This window comes from uncultured Microbacterium sp. (assembly GCF_964244775.1).
In the GTDB taxonomy this organism is placed as follows: Bacteria; Actinomycetota; Actinomycetes; order Actinomycetales; family Microbacteriaceae; genus Microbacterium.
The window spans coordinates 33,588-50,021 of sequence record NZ_CAXTJR010000012.1 but is presented as its reverse complement, the minus strand read 5'-3'; the positions used below and the strand labels follow the sequence as shown (position 1 = coordinate 50,021).

Below are 16,434 nucleotides of genomic sequence, written 5' to 3'. Positions count from 1 at the left end.
CCCTACGCGGTGATCGAGTAGCGAGCGCCAGCGAGCGTATCGAGATCCCTCGGACGTGCGTAGTACGTCGAGCGGTCTCGATACGGCGCTGCGCGCCTACTCGACCTCCGCGTGGGGGCGGCGCTGCGCGCCTACTCGACCTCCGCGTGGGGGGCGCGGCTGGCGCGCCTACTCGACCTCCGCATGAGGAATAAGTTGCACATCAGTGTGCACGTTAGCTACAGTCGAAGCGTGACGACAGAAGCCATTCCCGAGCGCCCGCAACGGCGCGACGCGCTGCAGAACCGGCAGACGATCCTCGCCGCCGCCCGTCGTGCGCTCGCGCACGACCCGGCCGCGTCCCTCGGGGCCATCGCGGTGGACGCGGGCCTTTCGCGCCGCGCGCTGTACGGCCACTTCGAAGACCGCGACGCGCTGATCCGCGAGCTCGTGAACTCGGGCGCGCAGCGCTTCAACGACATCGCCCGGGGCATCACCGACGACGATCCCCGACTCGCGCTCGCCCGGCTGGCTTCGCTGCTCTGGCAGGACGCGGCTCACGTGCAGGTGGCGGCGGCGATCGCACTCGACGATGCCCACATCGACGACACGGCCGCCGCGCTCGCGCCCCTCCGGCGTCGGCTCGTCGAGATCGTGCGCGACGGGCAGAGCCGCGACGCCCTCCGCACCGACATCGCGGCGCCTACGCTCGCCCGCCTCATCGAAGAAGCCGCGCGCGGCGTGATCAGCCGTGTCGACGGCACGTCGCCCGCGGCGCGGGCCCTCGCCGTCAAAGCCGTGATGAGCATCGCAGGGTTGTCGTGGCGCGAGTCGGTCGCCCTGATCGCACAGCATCCCGATCTGCTCGGAGCACGCTCGTGAGGGTCGAGCTCGACTCCGTATCGAAAGGACGCGACGAGCGCGTGCTCCCCGAGACGTCGCTAATCTACGAAACCGGCCGTGCCGTACTGGTCTGCGCCGAGACCGAGCAGCGTCCGACCGTACTGGGCCTCATCGCCGCCGGCCGCATGCGCCCCGACAGCGGCAGCGTCCGGATCGACGGGCGAGCGGATGCCGGAGCCCTCCGCCGCGCGGTCGCCCTGGTCGATGCACTCGACGTATCTGAGCCCGAGCCGAACGTCTCGGTCGCGGGCGTCGTGGCCGAAGAACTCATGTTCGCCGGGCTCGCCTCGCACCCCATCGCCGCGCGCCGGTGGCTCGACGGGCACGGCCTCGGCTCGATCGCATCGACGCCGATCGGCAATGTCGCGCCGGCGGAACGCATCCGCATCCTGTGCGAGCTCGCCGCCCAGCGCCCCGGGGTCGCCGGGCTCGTGCTCACCTCGCCCGACCGGCACGGCGGCGAGCCCACCGTGTGGTGGGAGATCTGCGAGGAGTTCGCCGGCCGCGGCCTCGCCGTGCTCGTCATCGCGGGGCGCGCGTCCGAGTCGGTCTTGGCGGCGAGCGCGCCGGCCGAGCCCGACGTCGAGATGCGGACGATCGGTCGAGAGGAGGATGCGGCGACCACGAGCATCCTCCTCACGACCGATCCTCCTCAGCTCCGGGATGAGCCCGAGGGGGAAGCCCCGGAGACGGAGCCCGCCGCTGAGCCCGAGCCGACAGCATCCGAAAGTCGGAGAATCGCGCCTCCGTCGGAGGATTCCGGCGAGATCCTCCGACGTTCCGACGATCCTCCGACGAACGAACCCGACGAGCCCCCCGCACAAGAGCGGGAAGACCCGGAATACCCGGCAGACCCAGAAGACCCAGCAGCCGCAGAACAAGAAGGACAGCCCTCGTGAAGGTGCCACAGATGATCGCGGCCGAATTCCGGCGGCTGACGTCGACGCGGATGGCGGTCATCGCCCTCATCGCGCTGATCGCGGTGCCCGTGCTGTACGGCGGGCTCTACCTCTGGGCGAACCAAGACCCGTATGCGAAGCTCGTCGACATCCCGGTCGCCCTTGTGATCGACGACGAGGGCGCCACGATCAACGGCACCGACCGCAACGTGGGCGACGAAGTCGCCGACGAACTCGTCGCGGGCGCGAACTTCCAGTGGCATGTCGTCGACGATGCCACTGCAACCGCGGGGATCGACTCGGGCGAGTTCGATTTCGCCGTCGAGGTCCCGGCCGACTTCTCGGCCTCGATCGCCTCGATCACCTCCAACGATCCGCGCACGGCGCGGATCGTCCTGCGCACCAACGACGCGAACAACTACCTCGCCTCCACGATCGGCACCCAGGCGGTGGAGAAGATCCGCACCACGGTCGCGCAGAAGATCGTGCGCGAGGGCGGATTGACACTGCTGGATGCTCTCGCCACCGTGCGCGTCCATCTGGCGGAGGCCGCCGACGGCGCGCAGCAACTGGTCGACGGCCTGAGCACAGCGCATGACGGCAGCGCGCAGCTGGCCTCGGGGTCGGCGCAGCTCGCCGACGGCACCGCCGCGCTCCAGAGCGGGGCAGCCCAGCTCGCCGACGGCACGTCGCAGATCGCCGACAACCTGGTGACTCTCAGCGACGGAGCCGCCCAGGTGTCGGCCGGCACGGCACAGCTGGCGGGTGTCGCCGACCGGGTGGGCGCCGCATCCACCGAGGCCATAGCGCTGGTCCCCCAGGCGCGCGCCGACATCCAGACGCGCCTCGAGGCCGCGGGACTCACACCCGAGCAGATCGCCGACGTGCTCGCTGCGCTCGATCCGATCAGCTCGAAACTCGTCGACGTCGATCAGCGGGTGCAGGCCGCCGTCTCCGACATCGACCGGCTCGACAACGGGGCCGGCCAGGTCGCATCCGGAAGCGCACAACTCGCCACGGGCGCCCGCACCGCCGCAGACGGCGCAGCCGCACTGTCGACGGGGGCTGTGACCGCCGCGCAGGGTGCGGCACAGCTGAGCACCGGCGCTGCCGCGCTCGACAGCGGGCTGGCCACGCTGCAGACCGGCGCCCAGACGCTGCAGACCGGCCTCGCGGACGGCGTGCAGCAACTCCCCGACACCGACGAAGCCACGCGGCAGCTCCAGGCTGCGACGCTCTCGGCGCCGGTAGACGTCGAATCGAGCGCCGAGACGAAAGCGTCGAACTACGGCGCCGGCCTCGCACCGTTCTTCGCCGCACTGGCGGGCTGGATCGGCATCTACGCACTCTTCCTCATCGTCAAGCCGATCTCGCGCCGCGCCGTCACGGCGCTGCACTCGCCGCTGCGCGTGACCCTCGCCGGCTGGCTCACCCCTGCCGTGCTCGGGGCGGTGCAGATGGCTGCCCTCTTCGGCGTCCTGGCCGTAGCCCTCGGATTCGGCTTCGCGAACCCGCTCGGAACGCTCGGGATCATGGTGCTCGCGTCGTTCACGTACGCCGCGATCATCCTCGCGCTCAACGTCTGGTTCGGGTCGGTGGGGCAGTTCCTCGGCCTCGTGCTCATGGTGTTGCAGCTCGTGACCGCCGGTGGCACGTTCCCGTGGCAGACGCTGCCGGCACCCCTGGCGGCCCTCCACCATGTCCTGCCGATGGGCTACGTGGTCGACGCCATGCGGCAGCTCATGTACGGCGGCGATGTCGCGCGCGTCAGCGGCGACATCCTGGTTCTCCTGTGCTGGCTCGGCGGCGCGCTCGCCCTCGCGGCGATCGGCGTGACCCGCATGACCCACCGCCGGACCCTCCGCGACCTGCAGCCCAGCCTGATCGGCTGAGTCGGGCGTTCCACGGCCCCGACTGATTCACGTGCATGAAACAGCTAGGGGTCTTGGAGGAGTCGTCCAGAAACGCCGTCTACCGTGTACGAGTTCGCCGCGGCATCCACCCGAAGGATGCGGTGACGGATGCTTCGCCCCACGTCCCGGTTGATAGATGCCCCCCCGGATCATCCGACGGGACCGTGCGAGTGAACCGTTCAGCCTGCCGTTGGTCGCGCCTCACCCCTTGCGTCCGCCCACCCCATGACGGGGTATCGCAGGGAAGCACGACCATTGGAGCCCTGTGCGCTTTCGCACTTTCGCCCGTATCCGCACCGTCCACCGAGCGCGCCGCACGATCCTTCCTGCCAGCCTCGCCGTCGCCGTCCTCGCGGTCGCGGGCATGGCCGTCGGCGCCACGAGTGCGATGGCGGCCACGGCGCCGCCCCAGGCGCGCACCACCGTGGTGGCCCCGGTTGCCGCGACCGAGCGTCCGGTCGACCACGACGCCGCGTTCTACGTGAGCGTCGCCCGCGCGGTGCAGAAGTCCGCGGCCGGCAAGGTCGACACCGCCCCCCTCACCCAGCAGATCGAGGCCCTCGATGACTCGTCGACGCTCCCCGAGCGGTCGGTGCGGGTGTTGACGCGCCTCGTTCAGGAGTCGTCGACGAAGATCACGGCCGCCGTCGCCGACTACGACGCTCAGGCCGCCGCAAAGGCGGCCGCTGACGCCGCCGCAGCCGCGCAGGCCGCGGCCGACGCCCTCGCGCAGGCGAACACCCCCGACGGTGCCCGCGCGACCGCGCGCGCCATGGCAGCGAGCCAGTACGGCTGGGGCGACGGCGAGTTCTCGTGCCTCGACTCGCTGTGGCAGAAGGAGTCGGGCTGGAACTATCAGGCGTACAACGGCGATGGTGGGGCCACCGGCATCCCGCAGGCCCTCCCCGGTTCGAAGATGGCCTCGTTCGGCTCGGACTGGGAGACCAACGCGACGACCCAGGTGGCGTGGGGGCTCGACTACATCTCACGCGGCTACGGTTCGCCGTGCTCCGCGTGGGGCCACTCGCAGTCGGTCAACTGGTACTGATCCGCCGGTCGCCTGCTGCGGTGATCGAGTAGGCGCGCCAGCGCCGTATCGAGATCGAAGCCGCCGTGCACCGGGTGGTCACCCGCCCGCGGCGGGCGGCGTATCGGTCGACTCGGCGAGCTCGTCCACCACGAGCCCGTTCTCGTCGATCGTGCCGTTGCGATACGCCTGGCGCGAGACCATGTAGGCCGCAAGCGGCGCGGTCGCCAGCTGGATGAGCACGACCGGGATCAGGAACGCGACTACGGGCCACGATCGCAGCGAGAGCGCGATCGCGAGGCAGATCAGGATGAAGCCCAGCACTTGAGGCTTGGTCGCGGCGTGCAGCCGGCTCGGCACATCGCGGAACCGCAGCAGTCCGATCGCCGCGGTCAGGCACAGCAGGGCGCCGATCAGGATGAGGATCAGCGACGCGGCATCCAGGAACTCGTTCATTTGTCGATGTTGTCCCTTCTCGCCACGAACCGGGCGATCGAGATCGAGCCGAACACCCCGACCGCCGCGATCACGAGGAGCACCGGGAGCGTGCGCGTGTGGTGATTGATCGCCATCTCCGCCCCCAGCACGCACATCACCAGCGTGAGCAGAACATCGGATGCCACGGCCCGGTCGAGGATCGACGGTCCGCGCACGATGCGCACCAGCGTCAGCAGGGCCGCGATCGAGAAGACGACGTAGGTCACGATCAGCAGCGGGTTCATGACTCACCTCCGGCGACAGCATCCGCTCGCACCTTCTCGAGCTGGGCGGGCGAGCCCACGGCCATCACGATGCGGCGCTCCCAGAGCCGCACACTGCGGCGCTGACGCTCGAGATCGGCGACGGATCGCACCCCGATGACGTGCAGGTAGAGGATGCGGCGGTCACGGTCGGCCTCGACGAGCAGCGACCCGGGAATGAGGGAGGCCGTCACCGCCGTGTGCGTCATGATCAGGTCGTCATCGGTCGACAGCTGCACCGCGATGATCGCCGCGCCCGGCTGGCGGCGGAAATCCAGCACCTGCCAGGCGACCGTCAGCGATCCGGCGACGAGTGAGCCGATGAACTCGACCACGAAGACCAGTCCCCACCAGAGGTTGACCCGGCCGGAGAGCTCGACCGGTGGCAGGCGGAAGACGCGTGTGACGAAGACCGCGGCGATCAGGCCGGTGACGAAGGCCAGCACGGTGAACTGGCCCCAGAGCAGCATCCACAGGGCGACCAGCCAGACGAAGAACGGGAGCTGACGCCACAGCTGCGGAAAAGGCGACGGCTGGCGGCGTGCCGGCTGCGCGCTCATCGGTCGGCCTCATCCTGGAGCTGGACGAGGCTCACCGGCTCGAGGAGCGAGGCCCCGATCCTCGTGCACACCTCGTAGAGCGGACCGGCGAAGACGGTGAGCGCGACGGTGATCACGACCATCCCCGCTGTCGTCGCAGTCATGATCTTCGGGATCACGCGGCGCTCGGTGTCGACCCCGGTCGGCGAGGCGCCGAGGTACGAGATGCGCGCCTCGGTCTCGGCCGAGTCGTCCTCCTCGCGCCAGAACGAGAGGTTCCACGCGCGCATCAGCGCGTAGAGGGTCAGCAGCGACGTCACGATTCCGCCCACGATCATCACCATCATGATCGGCGTGCCGATCTGCGCGGCGGCGTCGAACAGGGCGAACTTGCCGATGAAGCCCGAGAACGGCGGCAGGCCGCCGAGGTTGATGGCCGGGATGAAGTAGAGCACGGCGATCACCGGCGCCGCGCGCATCAGCCCCTTCACCTTGAGGATCGATGTGCTGCCCGCACGTCGCTCGACCAGTCCCACGGCCAGGAACAGAGTGGTCTGCACCACGATGTGATGGACCATGTAGTAGATGGTCGCGCCGATCGCCGCAGGCGTGGCTATCGCGAGTCCGAACACCATGTAGCCGATGTGGCTGACGAGCGTGAACGACAGGATGCGCTTGAGCTCGGCCTGCGCGACCGCGCCGAGGACGCCCACGATCATCGTCGCGAGCGCGACCACGAGCAGCAGCGTGTTCACGTCGCTGTCGCGGAACAGCTCGGTCTCGGTGCGGATCATCGCGTACACGCCGACCTTGGTCAGCAGGCCCGCGAAGACGGCCGTGACCGGCGCGGGCGCGGTCGGGTACGAGTCGGGCAGCCAGAACGACAGCGGGAACACGGCGGCCTTGATCGCGAAGGCCAGCAGCAGCATGAGGTGCAGCACGAGCTGGGTCTGCTGCGGAAGATCGACCATTCGCTCGGCGATCTGCACCATGTTGACCGTGCCGAGCGCGCCGTAGATCATCGCGATCGCCGCGAGGAACAGGATCGACGAGACGAGCGAGACGACGATGTAGACGACGCCGGTGCGGATGCGCGATTCGGTGCTGCCCAGCGTGATGAGCACGTAGGAGGCGACCAGGAGGATCTCGAAGCCGACGTAGAGGTTGAACAGGTCGCCCGCGATGAACGCGTTGAAGATGCCCGCGGCGAGGATCAGGTACGACGGGTGGAAGATCGAGACGGGCGTGTCGTCGTCGCCGTCCGCGGCTCCTTGACCGACGGAGAAGAGCAGCACCGCCAGCAGCACGACGCTCGAGACCACGACGAGTAGGGCCGCGAGTCTGTCGACGTACAGCACGATCCCGAACGGGATCGGCCAGCCGCCGACCGACACGGCGAGCGGCTGATCGCCCACATCGACGACGACGAGCAGGATCGCGGCGATCACCAGCACCAGGGTGAGGGTGATGGTCGACACGACCACCTGGGTCTTGCGGTGGCGTCCGGCGATCAGGGCGATCGCCGCCCCGACGAGCGGGAGGGCGACGAGCAGCGGGACGAGCGACGCGGCGTTCACGATCCGCCTCCCCCGTCTGAGCCGGCGCGCGGTCCGTCGCCGCCAGAGGTGGGCCTGGTGGGCTTGTCCGTCGGCGCGTCGTCACGGAGCGCGGTGAAGTCGCGGCCGCCGAGGATCGTGATGGGCGATGTCTCGACCCCGACGAAGTCGGTGGCCGCGTCATCCGACTCGTCCTCGAGCTCGTCGTCCATCGTGTCTTCGTCTTCGGTACCGCGCTCGCGGACCGCCACATCGTCGGCGTCGTCCTCGACGGTGTCGGCCTGGCCCAGCTGCCAGGAGCGGTAGATCAGTGCGAGGAGGAACGCCGAGACGGCGAACGTGATCACGATGGCCGTGAGGGTGAGCGCCTGCGGCAGCGGGTCCGACATCTCTTCCGGCGATGCCGAGCCGAAGAACGGCGCGATGCCGGGCTGTCCCATCACGATCAGCAGCAGCAGGTTGGTCGCGTTGCCCAGCAGAAGGAATCCGATGAGCACGCGCGTGAGGCTGCGCTCGAGCATCGCGTAGACGCCGCACGCGAACAGCACCGCCATCACGATGATGAGGATCAGCGAGACATCCATCAGGCGCTCACCCCGCCCGGCCGGGCCGCAGCATCCCGCAGCTCCTGCGCCTGCCGATCGACCTCAGCGCCGAGGCTGCGCAGCACATCGAGCACCAACCCGATGACGACGAGATAGACGCCGATGTCGAAGATCGTCGAGGTGACGAATTCGATGTGGCCGAGGATCGGCGCCTCCCACTCGAAGACCATGCTCGTCAGCGGCGCGGCGCCGAACAACAGCGGCACCACGGCGCAGGCGACGGCGAGTGTCATCCCGACGCCGAGGAGGCGCCCCGCACCGGTGGGCGCCGCCGCGCCGAGCTCGTAGCGACCGCCCGCGACGTAACGCATGACGAGCGCCATGCCCGCGACCAGTCCGCCGGCGAAGCCGCCGCCGGGCAGGTTGTGGCCCGCGAACAGCAGGTACAGCGACACGATGATGATCGAGTGGAACAGGATGCGCACGACCACCTCGAGGATGATCGCGCGGTTCTCGGGCCGCACGCGCTGACCGCCGACCAGCCATGCCTGACGCTGGTTGCGGGCGCCCGCGGTGCGCGGACGCACGCCGTCGTCGGTCTCGACGAGCACGCGCCGATCACGGGCGCCCGCCTGCGGGATCGGGGCGGTGAGGTTCGAGAGCGTATCGGCGCGGTGCGTGACGAAGACGAGGGATGCCACCCCCGTCGCCGCGAGGACGAGCACCGACAGCTCGCCCATCGTGTCCCACCCGCGGAGGTCGACGAGCGCGACGTTGACGACGTTCTTGCCGTGTCCGAGCTCGTAGGCCAGCTGCGGGAACGTCTCCGAGATCGGCGTGGCGGTTCGTGCGGCCGTCGCCACGATGGCGATCGCCCCCATGGTCGCTCCGACCGCCACGGCGAGCACCGCACGGGCGACCGGCCAGACCGAGGCATTGTGGTCGCCCAACCGCGACGGGATGCGCCGGAGCACCAGGGCGAACGCGACGAGCGTGACGGTCTCGACCAGGATCTGGGTGAGGGCGAGGTCGGGGGCGCCGCTCGTCGCGAAGAGCAGCACCATGCCGAGGCCTGTGACCGAGACCAGCACGACACCGGTGTAGCGCTTGCGCGCGCGAACGGCGACCAGCCCGGCGATGATCATGATCGGGGCGACGACCAGCTGCATCGGGGTCTGGGAGAGTTCGAGTTGGGCGCGCCAGTCCGAGCCGGCCAGCAGCGCGGTGCCCTCCGCCGCCACGAACACGACGAAGATCGTGCCGACGTAGACGGGCAGCGATCCGCTCTGGGTGAAGCTCGTGGTCAGCACCGAGAGCCTCGCGATCCCGCGCAGCGCCCCGTTGTAGGCGTCATTGGCAGTGAAGGGCAGAAGGCGCGTACGCACCGCGCCGGTCCGGGTGAGCAGGAACACGACCGCGCCGAGGGCGATCGATCCGATCGAGATCCAGAGCGCGGGCTCGACCCCGTGCCACAGCTGCAGGTGCGCGGGATACTCCGGCGCCGGCACGCCGGGGGTGGATGCGGGGGCCGTGGCGGCATACGGCTGGAGGACCGCATCCAGGAGCGAAGCGCCGATGCCCGCGGCCAGCGTGAGCGCGGCAAGCACGGCAGGTGCGCCGAGGAACCCGAACGGAGGGTCGGGCCACTCGGTACGGGGTGCCGCCTCGCCGGTGGGTGTCTTCTTGGTCCAGAACGCACCCCAGAGGAATCGGATGCCGTAGGCCGCCGTCAGCACTGAGCCCAGTGACACCCCGATCAGCGCGACGACCCCCCACACCGAGCCGCCGATCGCCTCGTCGATGAGCGCGGTGAGGGCTGACTCCTTCGCGACGAAGCCGATCGTCGGGATGATGCCCATCATCGAGCCGACCGCGATGAACGAGATCACCGCCATCACCGGAGCCTGCCGGCCCACCCCGCTCAGCTCAGAGATGTCGCGCGTGGAGAGCTGCCGGTCGATCACGCCCACGACGAGGAACAGCGCCGACTTGAACAGCGCGTGGCCGAGCAGCAGTGCGAGCCCGGCAAGGGCCGCCGCCTGCGTGCCGAACCCGAGCACGACGGTGAGGAAGCCGAGCTGGCTCACGGTTCCGAACGCGAGGATGCGTTTGAGGTCGGATTCCCGCAGCGCCTGGAAGCCGCCGAGGAGCATCGTGAACACGCCGAGACAGATCACGATCGGCCGCCAGGGCGCGGCGATCGCGAATACCGGAGCAAGACGGGCGATCAGATAGATACCCGCCTTAACCATGGCCGCGGCATGCAGGTATGCGCTGACCGGGGTCGGGGCGGCCATCGCCCCGGGGAGCCAGAAGTGGAACGGGAAGATCGCCGACTTGCTGAGCGCGCCCACGAGCAGGAGCACGAGCGCGGTGTCGACCGTCGCGCCGGTCGGGGCCATGGCGAGGATGCCCGAGAGGCTCGACGTGCCGGTGTCGACGACGAGCAGCACGACGCCGATCAGCATGACGAGCCCGCCGAGGGTGGTGACCAGGAGCGCCTGCAGCGCAGCGCGGCGGCTCGTGCCACGACGGTGGTAGAAACCGATGAGGAGGTAGGAGAGCACGCTCGTGATCTCCCAGAACATCACCAGCACGACGATGTCGTCGCTGAGGACGAGCCCGTACATCGCGCCGGCGAAGGCCAGCAGCACCGCAGAGAACTGTCCGACGCCCTCGGTCTTGTCGCGGAAGTACCAGCGGCAGTAGATCATCACGAGCGCGCCGACCCCGGTGACGATGAGCGTCATCACCCACGCGAGGGTGTCCATCCGCATGGAGAGCTGGATGCCGAGGCTCGGGATCCAGTCGAACACCTCGAACGGGGTGTTCCCGCGCTGGACCGCCGAGGTCATCATGGCGGCCTGCACGAAAGCCGCGATGGGCAGGAGCGCCGCGATGAAGAAGGCCCGCGCGCCGATGCGTCCGACGAGCCACGGAAGGATGAGCGGGACGAGCGCGAACGCGCCGAGGATGGCCAGCAAAAGAGGGCCTCCTCAGGGTCGTCCGCCGCAGCTGCGAGGCTGCGGCGCGGGCGATCGGGGTCCGGTTCAGTCTATCCGGCGCAGCGCGGTCGACCCTCGGGCGGACTGGTCAGGCCGGGACGGGGCCCGCCGTGTTGCCCTCGCGGAACACGCACGTGAAACGGAGGGATGCAGCATCCCGCCCCTCCAGCATGGCGGCGACCGCCTGCCCGGCGGCGCGCCCCTTCTCGGTGGCGGGCTGCACGAGTGTCGTGAGTTCGTACGGCGAGAGGCCGTCGACGACGATGCCGTCGAAGCCGGTGACGCTCACGTCATCGGGCACGCGGAGTCCCGCCTCTTCGGCGGCGCGGATCACTCCGGCAGCCAGCAGGTCGCTCTGCGCGATCACCGCCGTCGGCCGGTTCTCGCGGGCGAACAACAGCCGCCCGGCGGCGTGCCCCTCATCGATGAAACTCCCCGCCGAGACGTATGCCGGTGCGTCGGGGAACACGTCGCGGGCACCGCGCAGGCGGTGGCGCGTGACGTCTATCGTGATCGCCGCCTCGCGCTCGGGTGTCATCCAGCCGCGCTCGCGGGCGTTGTCCAGAGGCAGGGTCACGATCGCGACATCGGTGTGGCCGAGTGAACGCAAGTGGCTGGCGGCCTGGCGCTGGGCCTCGCGGTTGTCGAGCCGGATCTGGGGCACGCCCTCGCCGGCATCGCCCTCGATCACGACGACCGGGATGCCGCGGGCCTTGACCACGTCGAGTGACTCGCGGAGGGTGCCGCTGCACCCGATGAGCACCGCGGCATCCAGCGGCGCGGTCGTGAGCGTGGGCTCGGTACCGAGCGGGCCACCCGCCGAATGGAGCCCGTCGGAACCTATGTAGTCGCGCAGGAGCAGGAGCCCTGCACCGAGCGACGCGACGCCGTCGGCGAGGCCGTCCATCATGAGCGTTTTCACCGGGTCGAGGAATGCCGCCCCGAGATGCCCCTCGAACACGACGCCGACGATGCCGGAGCGTCCGCGGCGCAGCGACGCCGCGCGCGGATCAGGACCGGTGTAGCCGAGCTCGGCCGCAGCGTCCAGAACTCGCCGGCGGGTGGCATCCGACACCGGGGTCTTGCCGCTGAAGACGACCGAGGCGGTCGACGGAGAGACCCCCGCCGCACGTGCGACGTCGGTGATCGTGGCGCGATGCGTGCTCATATGACTCGATCGTACCCGGGCGTGTTTCCCTGTGTCGAATCGATTCGGTAGGGTGTCGGCATGGATGCAGTGCTCACCCGCTCCCAGCTCGTGCGATGGCGGGCGGCGGTCTTCGCGATCTTTCTAGCGAGCGGCTTGAGCATCTCGACCTGGGCCGCCCGGGTGCCCGACATCAAGGGCGCCGTCGGAGTGGATCGCGCCCAGCTCGGCCTCATGCTCTTCGTCGGCGGCATCGCCTCGATCCTGGGCGTCACTCTCGCGTCGGTCATCCTCGCCCGATTCGGTGCGCGCAACGGGATGCTCGGCGCGATGATCCTGTTCGCCTTCGGCATCGCCGTCATCGGCGTCGGCGCCGACGTGTTCGGCTCATACGGCGTGGTGCTCGTCGGCCTGGCGCTGTGGGGCTTCGGCAACGGCATGTGCGACGTGATCATGAACGTCGAAGGTGCGTCGATCGAGAAGCACGGGAACAAGACGATCCTTCCCCTGTTCCACGCCTTCTTCAGTTTCGGCACGGTGATCGGCGCCGGCCTGGGCGTGTTCGCCATCTGGGCGGGTGCGAACATCATCACGCACTTGTGCGTGATCGCCGGGCTCATCGTGGTGGTCGGCGTCGTCAGCATCGCGAACGTGCCCGCCCGCGATGCGAACCTCGACGTGGCCGGCCCCGCCGAGAAGGCCGGCTGGCGCGAGCGTCTGTCGGTCTCGCTCTCTGCCTGGAAGGAGCCGCGCACCTACGCCCTGGGCGTGATCATCCTGGGCATGGCCTTCGCCGAGGGCGGGGCCAACGACTGGCTCGCGCTCGGTGTGGTCGAAGGTCACGGAGCGGATGCTGCGCTCGGCGCCGCGGGACTGGCGGTGTTCTCCGGGTCGATGACGCTCGTGCGCGTCTTCGGCGGGCCGCTCGTCGACCGCTTCGGCCGCGTCGCGACGCTCCGCGTGCTCGCCGTGACCGCGACCGCAGGACTCCTCGTGTTCATCCTGGCCCCGAGCATCCCACTCATCTTCGTGGGCGCCGCGCTGTGGGGCGCCGGTGTCTCGCTCGGCTTCCCGCTCGGGATGTCGGCGTCCGCCGACGACCCCGCCAAGGCCGCGGCCCGCGTGAGCGCCGCGGCGACGATCGGGTACATCGCCTTCCTCGCCGGCCCGCCGGTGCTCGGCATCATCAGCGAGCACCTCGGCCTGCTGAACACGCTCTACATCCTCGTCGCGCTGATCGTGGCATCCGGTCTCGCTTCCGGCGCAGCCAAGCCGATCGCGGGCTCCGAGGTCGGCGCCGGGCAGAAGTCTTCGCACCGCTGACCCCGCAATGCACCCTCGACCGTCGCAATGCACCCTCGACCGTCGCAATGCACCCTCGCCGAGGGTGCATTGCGGGGGCAGAACGGCCGTGCGCCGACGTTAGGCTCGTCGGATGCGTCTCGTCATCGCCCGCTGCTCCGTTGACTACGCGGGACGACTCAACGCGCACCTGCCTCTGGCCACGAGGCTTTTGATGCTGAAAGCCGACGGCAGCATCCTCGTCCATTCCGACTCGCTCAGCTACAAGCCGCTGAACTGGATGAGCCCGCCGTGCACCCTCACGGTCGAGGCTCCGGATGCCGACATCATCGCCGATGGAGTCATCGAGCAGTGGCGGGTCACCCACGCCAAGTCGGGCGATTCTCTGCTCGTGCACATCCACGAGGTCCTGCACGACTCCTCTCATGAGCTCGGCGTGGATCCGGGCCTCGTGAAGGACGGGGTGGAAGCCGACCTCCAGCGGCTGCTCGCCGCCCAGGTCGACGTGATCGGCGATGGGCTCACGCTCGTGCGCCGCGAATTCCCGACCGCGATCGGCCCGGTCGACCTGCTGCTGCGCAACCCCGCGGGCGGCACGATCGCGGTCGAGGTCAAGCGCCGCGGCGACATCGACGGGGTCGAGCAACTCACGCGCTACCTCGAGCTGCTCGGGCGCGACCCGCACCTCGCGCCGGTGACCGGCGTGTTCGCCGCCCAGGAAATCAAGCCCCAAGCCCGGGTGCTGGCGACGGATCGCGGCATCCGCTGCGTCACCCTCGACTACGACGAGATGAAGGGCGTCGACTCGAGCGCCGGTCGCCTCTTCTGACCAGGCCATCTCGACGCGGGATCCGGACCCGCGAGCGGAGCATGACCCGACCGGCCCGGTAGCGTAGTGGCATGCCTCACCGATCCCCGTGGACCTGCATCCTGTGGGATGTCGATGGCACGATCGTCGATGCCTCCGACGGCATCCTGCACCGCCTGCAGATCGCCAGCCGTCACTTCGGTCGTCCGGAGGTGACGCGCGAAGAGCTCATCCACTGGATCGGCCCGCCGATGTTCGAGACGTTCCAGAAGCAGTTCGGCATGACGCCCGACCAGGCGACTGAAGCGGTCATCTACTACCGCGAGCTCGGCAAGCGCGACGGCTACACGACGGGCGCGAAGCTGTACGACGGCGTCGGCGCACTCATCGCCGAGCTACACGCGGCCGGCGTGCCGCAGGCCACCGCGAGCTCAAAGCCCGAGGTGCAGGTGCGCGCACTCATGGAGCACTTCGGCCTCACCGACGACTTCGCGGCGATCGTCGGTGCGAGCCCCGACGAGCAGACCCTCGGGGCCAAGGCCGACATCGTCGCAGAGGCGCTGCGCCGGCTTTCGGCGGCGGGCATCGACATCAGCCGGCCCGTGCTGATCGGCGATCGTCACCATGACGTCGACGGCGCCGCGGCCAACGGCATCCCATCGATCTTCGTGCGCTGGGGCTTCAGCTGGCCGCACGAGTCGGAGGGGGCGCAGGGCGTGGTCGACGATGTCGCGCAGCTGCGCGACCTGATCCTGCTGCCCGAGACGGAAGCCTGAGGCCGGTGCCTGAGACCGTCGCGGCGATCCTGGGTTGGGTGATCCCGGCTCTGGTCGTCTTCGGCGTCACGGCGATCGCGCTCGCGGTGATCGCCTGGGCGATCCGGCGATCACGGCGCTCACCGAGGGCCCGCGCAGCGGCCGAGGCGGTGCGCGCCGACGCCGGCGCCTCGCTCGTGCGGTTGGACGATGCCGTCGACGAGCTCGAACTCGAAGTCGGCCTGTCGGGCGCCCTGTACGGCGGCGGCGCGCCCACGTCGCTGCGCCGAGCGCGCATGACGGCGCAGCACGTCCGTGACGACGCCTTCGTCGAGTACCGCGGGATCAGCGGATCCGACATGCTGCCGAGCGACATCCGCCGGGTCGCATCGCGGATCACCACGAAGACGGATGCTGCATTCGCGGCCATCTCGCGCGCTCGCGCCGAGCACGCCGACTGGGTGGCCCAGAACGTCTCCGCCGCCGACCAGATCGCCTCGGCCCGCACGCGACTGGCGGCCCTGCGCGAGAGCATGGGCGATCCCTCCGCGCTCGTCGCCGACCTCTCATCCAGGTTCGACGAGGAGGAATGGCGCGAGGCCGCGCGGGCTGCGCGCGACGCGACGGCGGAGGCTGATGCGGCCGACGAGCTGCTCGCCGCGGCGACGGCGGCGGCGGCCGATCCGTCGCGCAGCGCGCTCGCCGACCTCGCGGGTGCCGAGCGTTCCCTGCGTCAGGCGCAGGCCAATGCGCGCGCACTCGAAGAGACGCACCGGCTCGTGACGCAGGCAGCCCAGGCGCTTGCGTCCGAGTTCGACTCGGCGCGCTCGGCGCTCCGCCACGCGATCCTCACCCGCGAGCAGCTCGAGCCCGAAGGCGCCGACCGACTCGGCGACGAGGTGCGCAGCATCCAGGACGCACTCTCGGCTCTCGAGACGGATGCTGCGCGCCGCCCCACTCGTACCGTCGACGCCATCGCGCGGCTCCGCGACAGGCTCGACCTGGCTCTCGGCGACGCGCGCACCGCCCAGCAGCGCCTGCGCGGCGCGCGGACGGCGCTGCCCGGAACGCTCGCGGCCGCCCGCGGAGCGGTCGCACGCGCCGAGGGAGCGGCGGCCCATGGCCGGTCGGGCGCGGACGCGCGCGTGCGGCTCGCCGCCGCCCAGGACGAATTGGCGGCTGCGCGTCGCGCCCAGGATCCGGTGGAGGCTCTGGATGCTGCGCGCCGGGCGATGCGCCATGCCGAGGATGCCCAGGCTCTCGCCGACTACGACCGGCTCGGCGCCGAGTGAGCGTCTGAACGGTGACGACCTGGG

At 70.0% G+C, this 16,434-nt stretch carries 15 protein-coding genes; 8 read left to right on the top strand and 7 right to left on the bottom strand.

Features of this window, described 5'->3' with window-relative positions; all coding sequences use genetic code 11:
• The first annotated feature begins 231 nt into the window (after positions 1-231).
• The 4 genes from ACFE6Z_RS15025 (at position 232) to ACFE6Z_RS15010 (ending at position 4,742) form a co-directional block, all read left to right on the top strand.
• Positions 232-861, top strand: coding sequence for a TetR/AcrR family transcriptional regulator (locus ACFE6Z_RS15025; protein ID WP_375386508.1), 630 nt, complete (start codon positions 232-234; stop codon positions 859-861).
• On the top strand, positions 858-1,781 hold the full coding sequence (locus ACFE6Z_RS15020) for a hypothetical protein (protein ID WP_375386507.1): 924 nt from the start codon (positions 858-860) through the stop codon (positions 1,779-1,781). Before ACFE6Z_RS15025 ends, ACFE6Z_RS15020 begins: the two co-directional genes overlap by 4 nt.
• Positions 1,778-3,673, top strand: coding sequence for a YhgE/Pip family protein (locus tag ACFE6Z_RS15015; RefSeq protein ID WP_375386506.1), 1,896 nt, complete (start codon positions 1,778-1,780; stop codon positions 3,671-3,673). The genes ACFE6Z_RS15020 and ACFE6Z_RS15015 overlap by 4 nt, the downstream gene beginning before the upstream one ends.
• 286 nt (positions 3,674-3,959) lie before the next feature.
• Positions 3,960-4,742 carry a phospholipase gene (locus ACFE6Z_RS15010; RefSeq protein ID WP_375386505.1) on the top strand — a complete coding sequence of 261 codons (783 nt, stop codon included), beginning with the start codon at positions 3,960-3,962 and terminating at the stop codon, positions 4,740-4,742.
• A 78-nt stretch (positions 4,743-4,820) separates the two neighbouring features.
• Here ACFE6Z_RS15010 and mnhG read toward each other — a convergent pair whose 3' ends face one another.
• The 7 genes from mnhG to ACFE6Z_RS14975 all read right to left on the bottom strand — a co-directional run bounded on the left by mnhG (position 4,821) and on the right by ACFE6Z_RS14975 (position 12,274).
• A complete protein-coding gene (gene mnhG / locus ACFE6Z_RS15005; RefSeq protein WP_375386504.1) occupies positions 4,821-5,177 on the bottom strand; it encodes a monovalent cation/H(+) antiporter subunit G in 357 nt (118 codons plus the stop codon).
• Positions 5,174-5,443, bottom strand: a complete 270-nt coding sequence (locus ACFE6Z_RS15000) for a monovalent cation/H+ antiporter complex subunit F (protein ID WP_375386503.1) — start codon at positions 5,441-5,443, stop codon at positions 5,174-5,176. The genes mnhG and ACFE6Z_RS15000 overlap by 4 nt, the downstream gene beginning before the upstream one ends.
• Positions 5,440-6,021 carry a Na+/H+ antiporter subunit E gene (locus ACFE6Z_RS14995; RefSeq protein ID WP_375386502.1) on the bottom strand — a complete coding sequence of 194 codons (582 nt, stop codon included), beginning with the start codon at positions 6,019-6,021 and terminating at the stop codon, positions 5,440-5,442. Before ACFE6Z_RS14995 ends, ACFE6Z_RS15000 begins: the two co-directional genes overlap by 4 nt.
• On the bottom strand, positions 6,018-7,577 hold the full coding sequence (locus tag ACFE6Z_RS14990; RefSeq protein WP_375386501.1) for a Na+/H+ antiporter subunit D: 1,560 nt from the start codon (positions 7,575-7,577) through the stop codon (positions 6,018-6,020). Before ACFE6Z_RS14990 ends, ACFE6Z_RS14995 begins: the two co-directional genes overlap by 4 nt.
• Positions 7,574-8,140: a Na(+)/H(+) antiporter subunit C gene (locus ACFE6Z_RS14985; RefSeq protein ID WP_375386500.1), complete on the bottom strand. Its 567-nt coding sequence runs from the start codon at positions 8,138-8,140 to the stop codon at positions 7,574-7,576. Before ACFE6Z_RS14985 ends, ACFE6Z_RS14990 begins: the two co-directional genes overlap by 4 nt.
• A complete protein-coding gene (locus ACFE6Z_RS14980) occupies positions 8,140-11,085 on the bottom strand; it encodes a Na+/H+ antiporter subunit A (protein ID WP_375386499.1) in 2,946 nt (981 codons plus the stop codon). The genes ACFE6Z_RS14985 and ACFE6Z_RS14980 overlap by 1 nt, the downstream gene beginning before the upstream one ends.
• Positions 11,086-11,194: 109 nt before the next feature.
• A complete protein-coding gene (locus ACFE6Z_RS14975) occupies positions 11,195-12,274 on the bottom strand; it encodes a LacI family DNA-binding transcriptional regulator (protein ID WP_375386498.1) in 1,080 nt (359 codons plus the stop codon).
• Positions 12,275-12,334: 60 nt separating this feature from the next.
• Here ACFE6Z_RS14975 and ACFE6Z_RS14970 point away from each other — a divergent pair, with 60 nt between their 5' ends.
• The 4 genes from ACFE6Z_RS14970 to ACFE6Z_RS14955 all read left to right on the top strand — a co-directional run bounded on the left by ACFE6Z_RS14970 (position 12,335) and on the right by ACFE6Z_RS14955 (position 16,410).
• Positions 12,335-13,576, top strand: coding sequence for an MFS transporter (locus ACFE6Z_RS14970; RefSeq protein WP_375386497.1), 1,242 nt, complete (start codon positions 12,335-12,337; stop codon positions 13,574-13,576).
• A 112-nt stretch (positions 13,577-13,688) separates the two neighbouring features.
• Positions 13,689-14,384 carry an endonuclease NucS gene (nucS, locus tag ACFE6Z_RS14965; RefSeq protein WP_375386496.1) on the top strand — a complete coding sequence of 232 codons (696 nt, stop codon included), beginning with the start codon at positions 13,689-13,691 and terminating at the stop codon, positions 14,382-14,384.
• Between the two features lie 71 nt (positions 14,385-14,455).
• Positions 14,456-15,139: an HAD hydrolase-like protein gene (locus ACFE6Z_RS14960; protein ID WP_375386495.1), complete on the top strand. Its 684-nt coding sequence runs from the start codon at positions 14,456-14,458 to the stop codon at positions 15,137-15,139.
• 5 nt (positions 15,140-15,144) lie between these two features.
• Entirely contained in the window at positions 15,145-16,410 is a 1,266-nt protein-coding gene (locus ACFE6Z_RS14955; RefSeq protein WP_375386494.1) for a hypothetical protein, read from the top strand.
• The last annotated feature ends 24 nt before the right edge of the window (positions 16,411-16,434 follow it).

Excerpts from the sequence above, each read along its gene's own strand:
- ACFE6Z_RS14975 (WP_375386498.1), bottom strand. The coding sequence starts at position 12,274 with ATGAGCACGCATCGCGCCACGATCACCGACGTCGCACGTGCGGCGGGG.
- ACFE6Z_RS14985 (WP_375386500.1), bottom strand. The coding sequence starts at position 8,140 with ATGGATGTCTCGCTGATCCTCATCATCGTGATGGCGGTGCTGTTCGCG.
- mnhG (WP_375386504.1), bottom strand. The coding sequence starts at position 5,177 with ATGAACGAGTTCCTGGATGCCGCGTCGCTGATCCTCATCCTGATCGGC.
- ACFE6Z_RS14995 (WP_375386502.1), bottom strand. The coding sequence starts at position 6,021 with ATGAGCGCGCAGCCGGCACGCCGCCAGCCGTCGCCTTTTCCGCAGCTG.
- ACFE6Z_RS15000 (WP_375386503.1), bottom strand. The coding sequence starts at position 5,443 with ATGAACCCGCTGCTGATCGTGACCTACGTCGTCTTCTCGATCGCGGCC.
- ACFE6Z_RS14960 (WP_375386495.1), top strand. The coding sequence starts at position 14,456 with ATGCCTCACCGATCCCCGTGGACCTGCATCCTGTGGGATGTCGATGGC.
- nucS (WP_375386496.1), top strand. The coding sequence starts at position 13,689 with ATGCGTCTCGTCATCGCCCGCTGCTCCGTTGACTACGCGGGACGACTC.
- ACFE6Z_RS14970 (WP_375386497.1), top strand. The coding sequence starts at position 12,335 with ATGGATGCAGTGCTCACCCGCTCCCAGCTCGTGCGATGGCGGGCGGCG.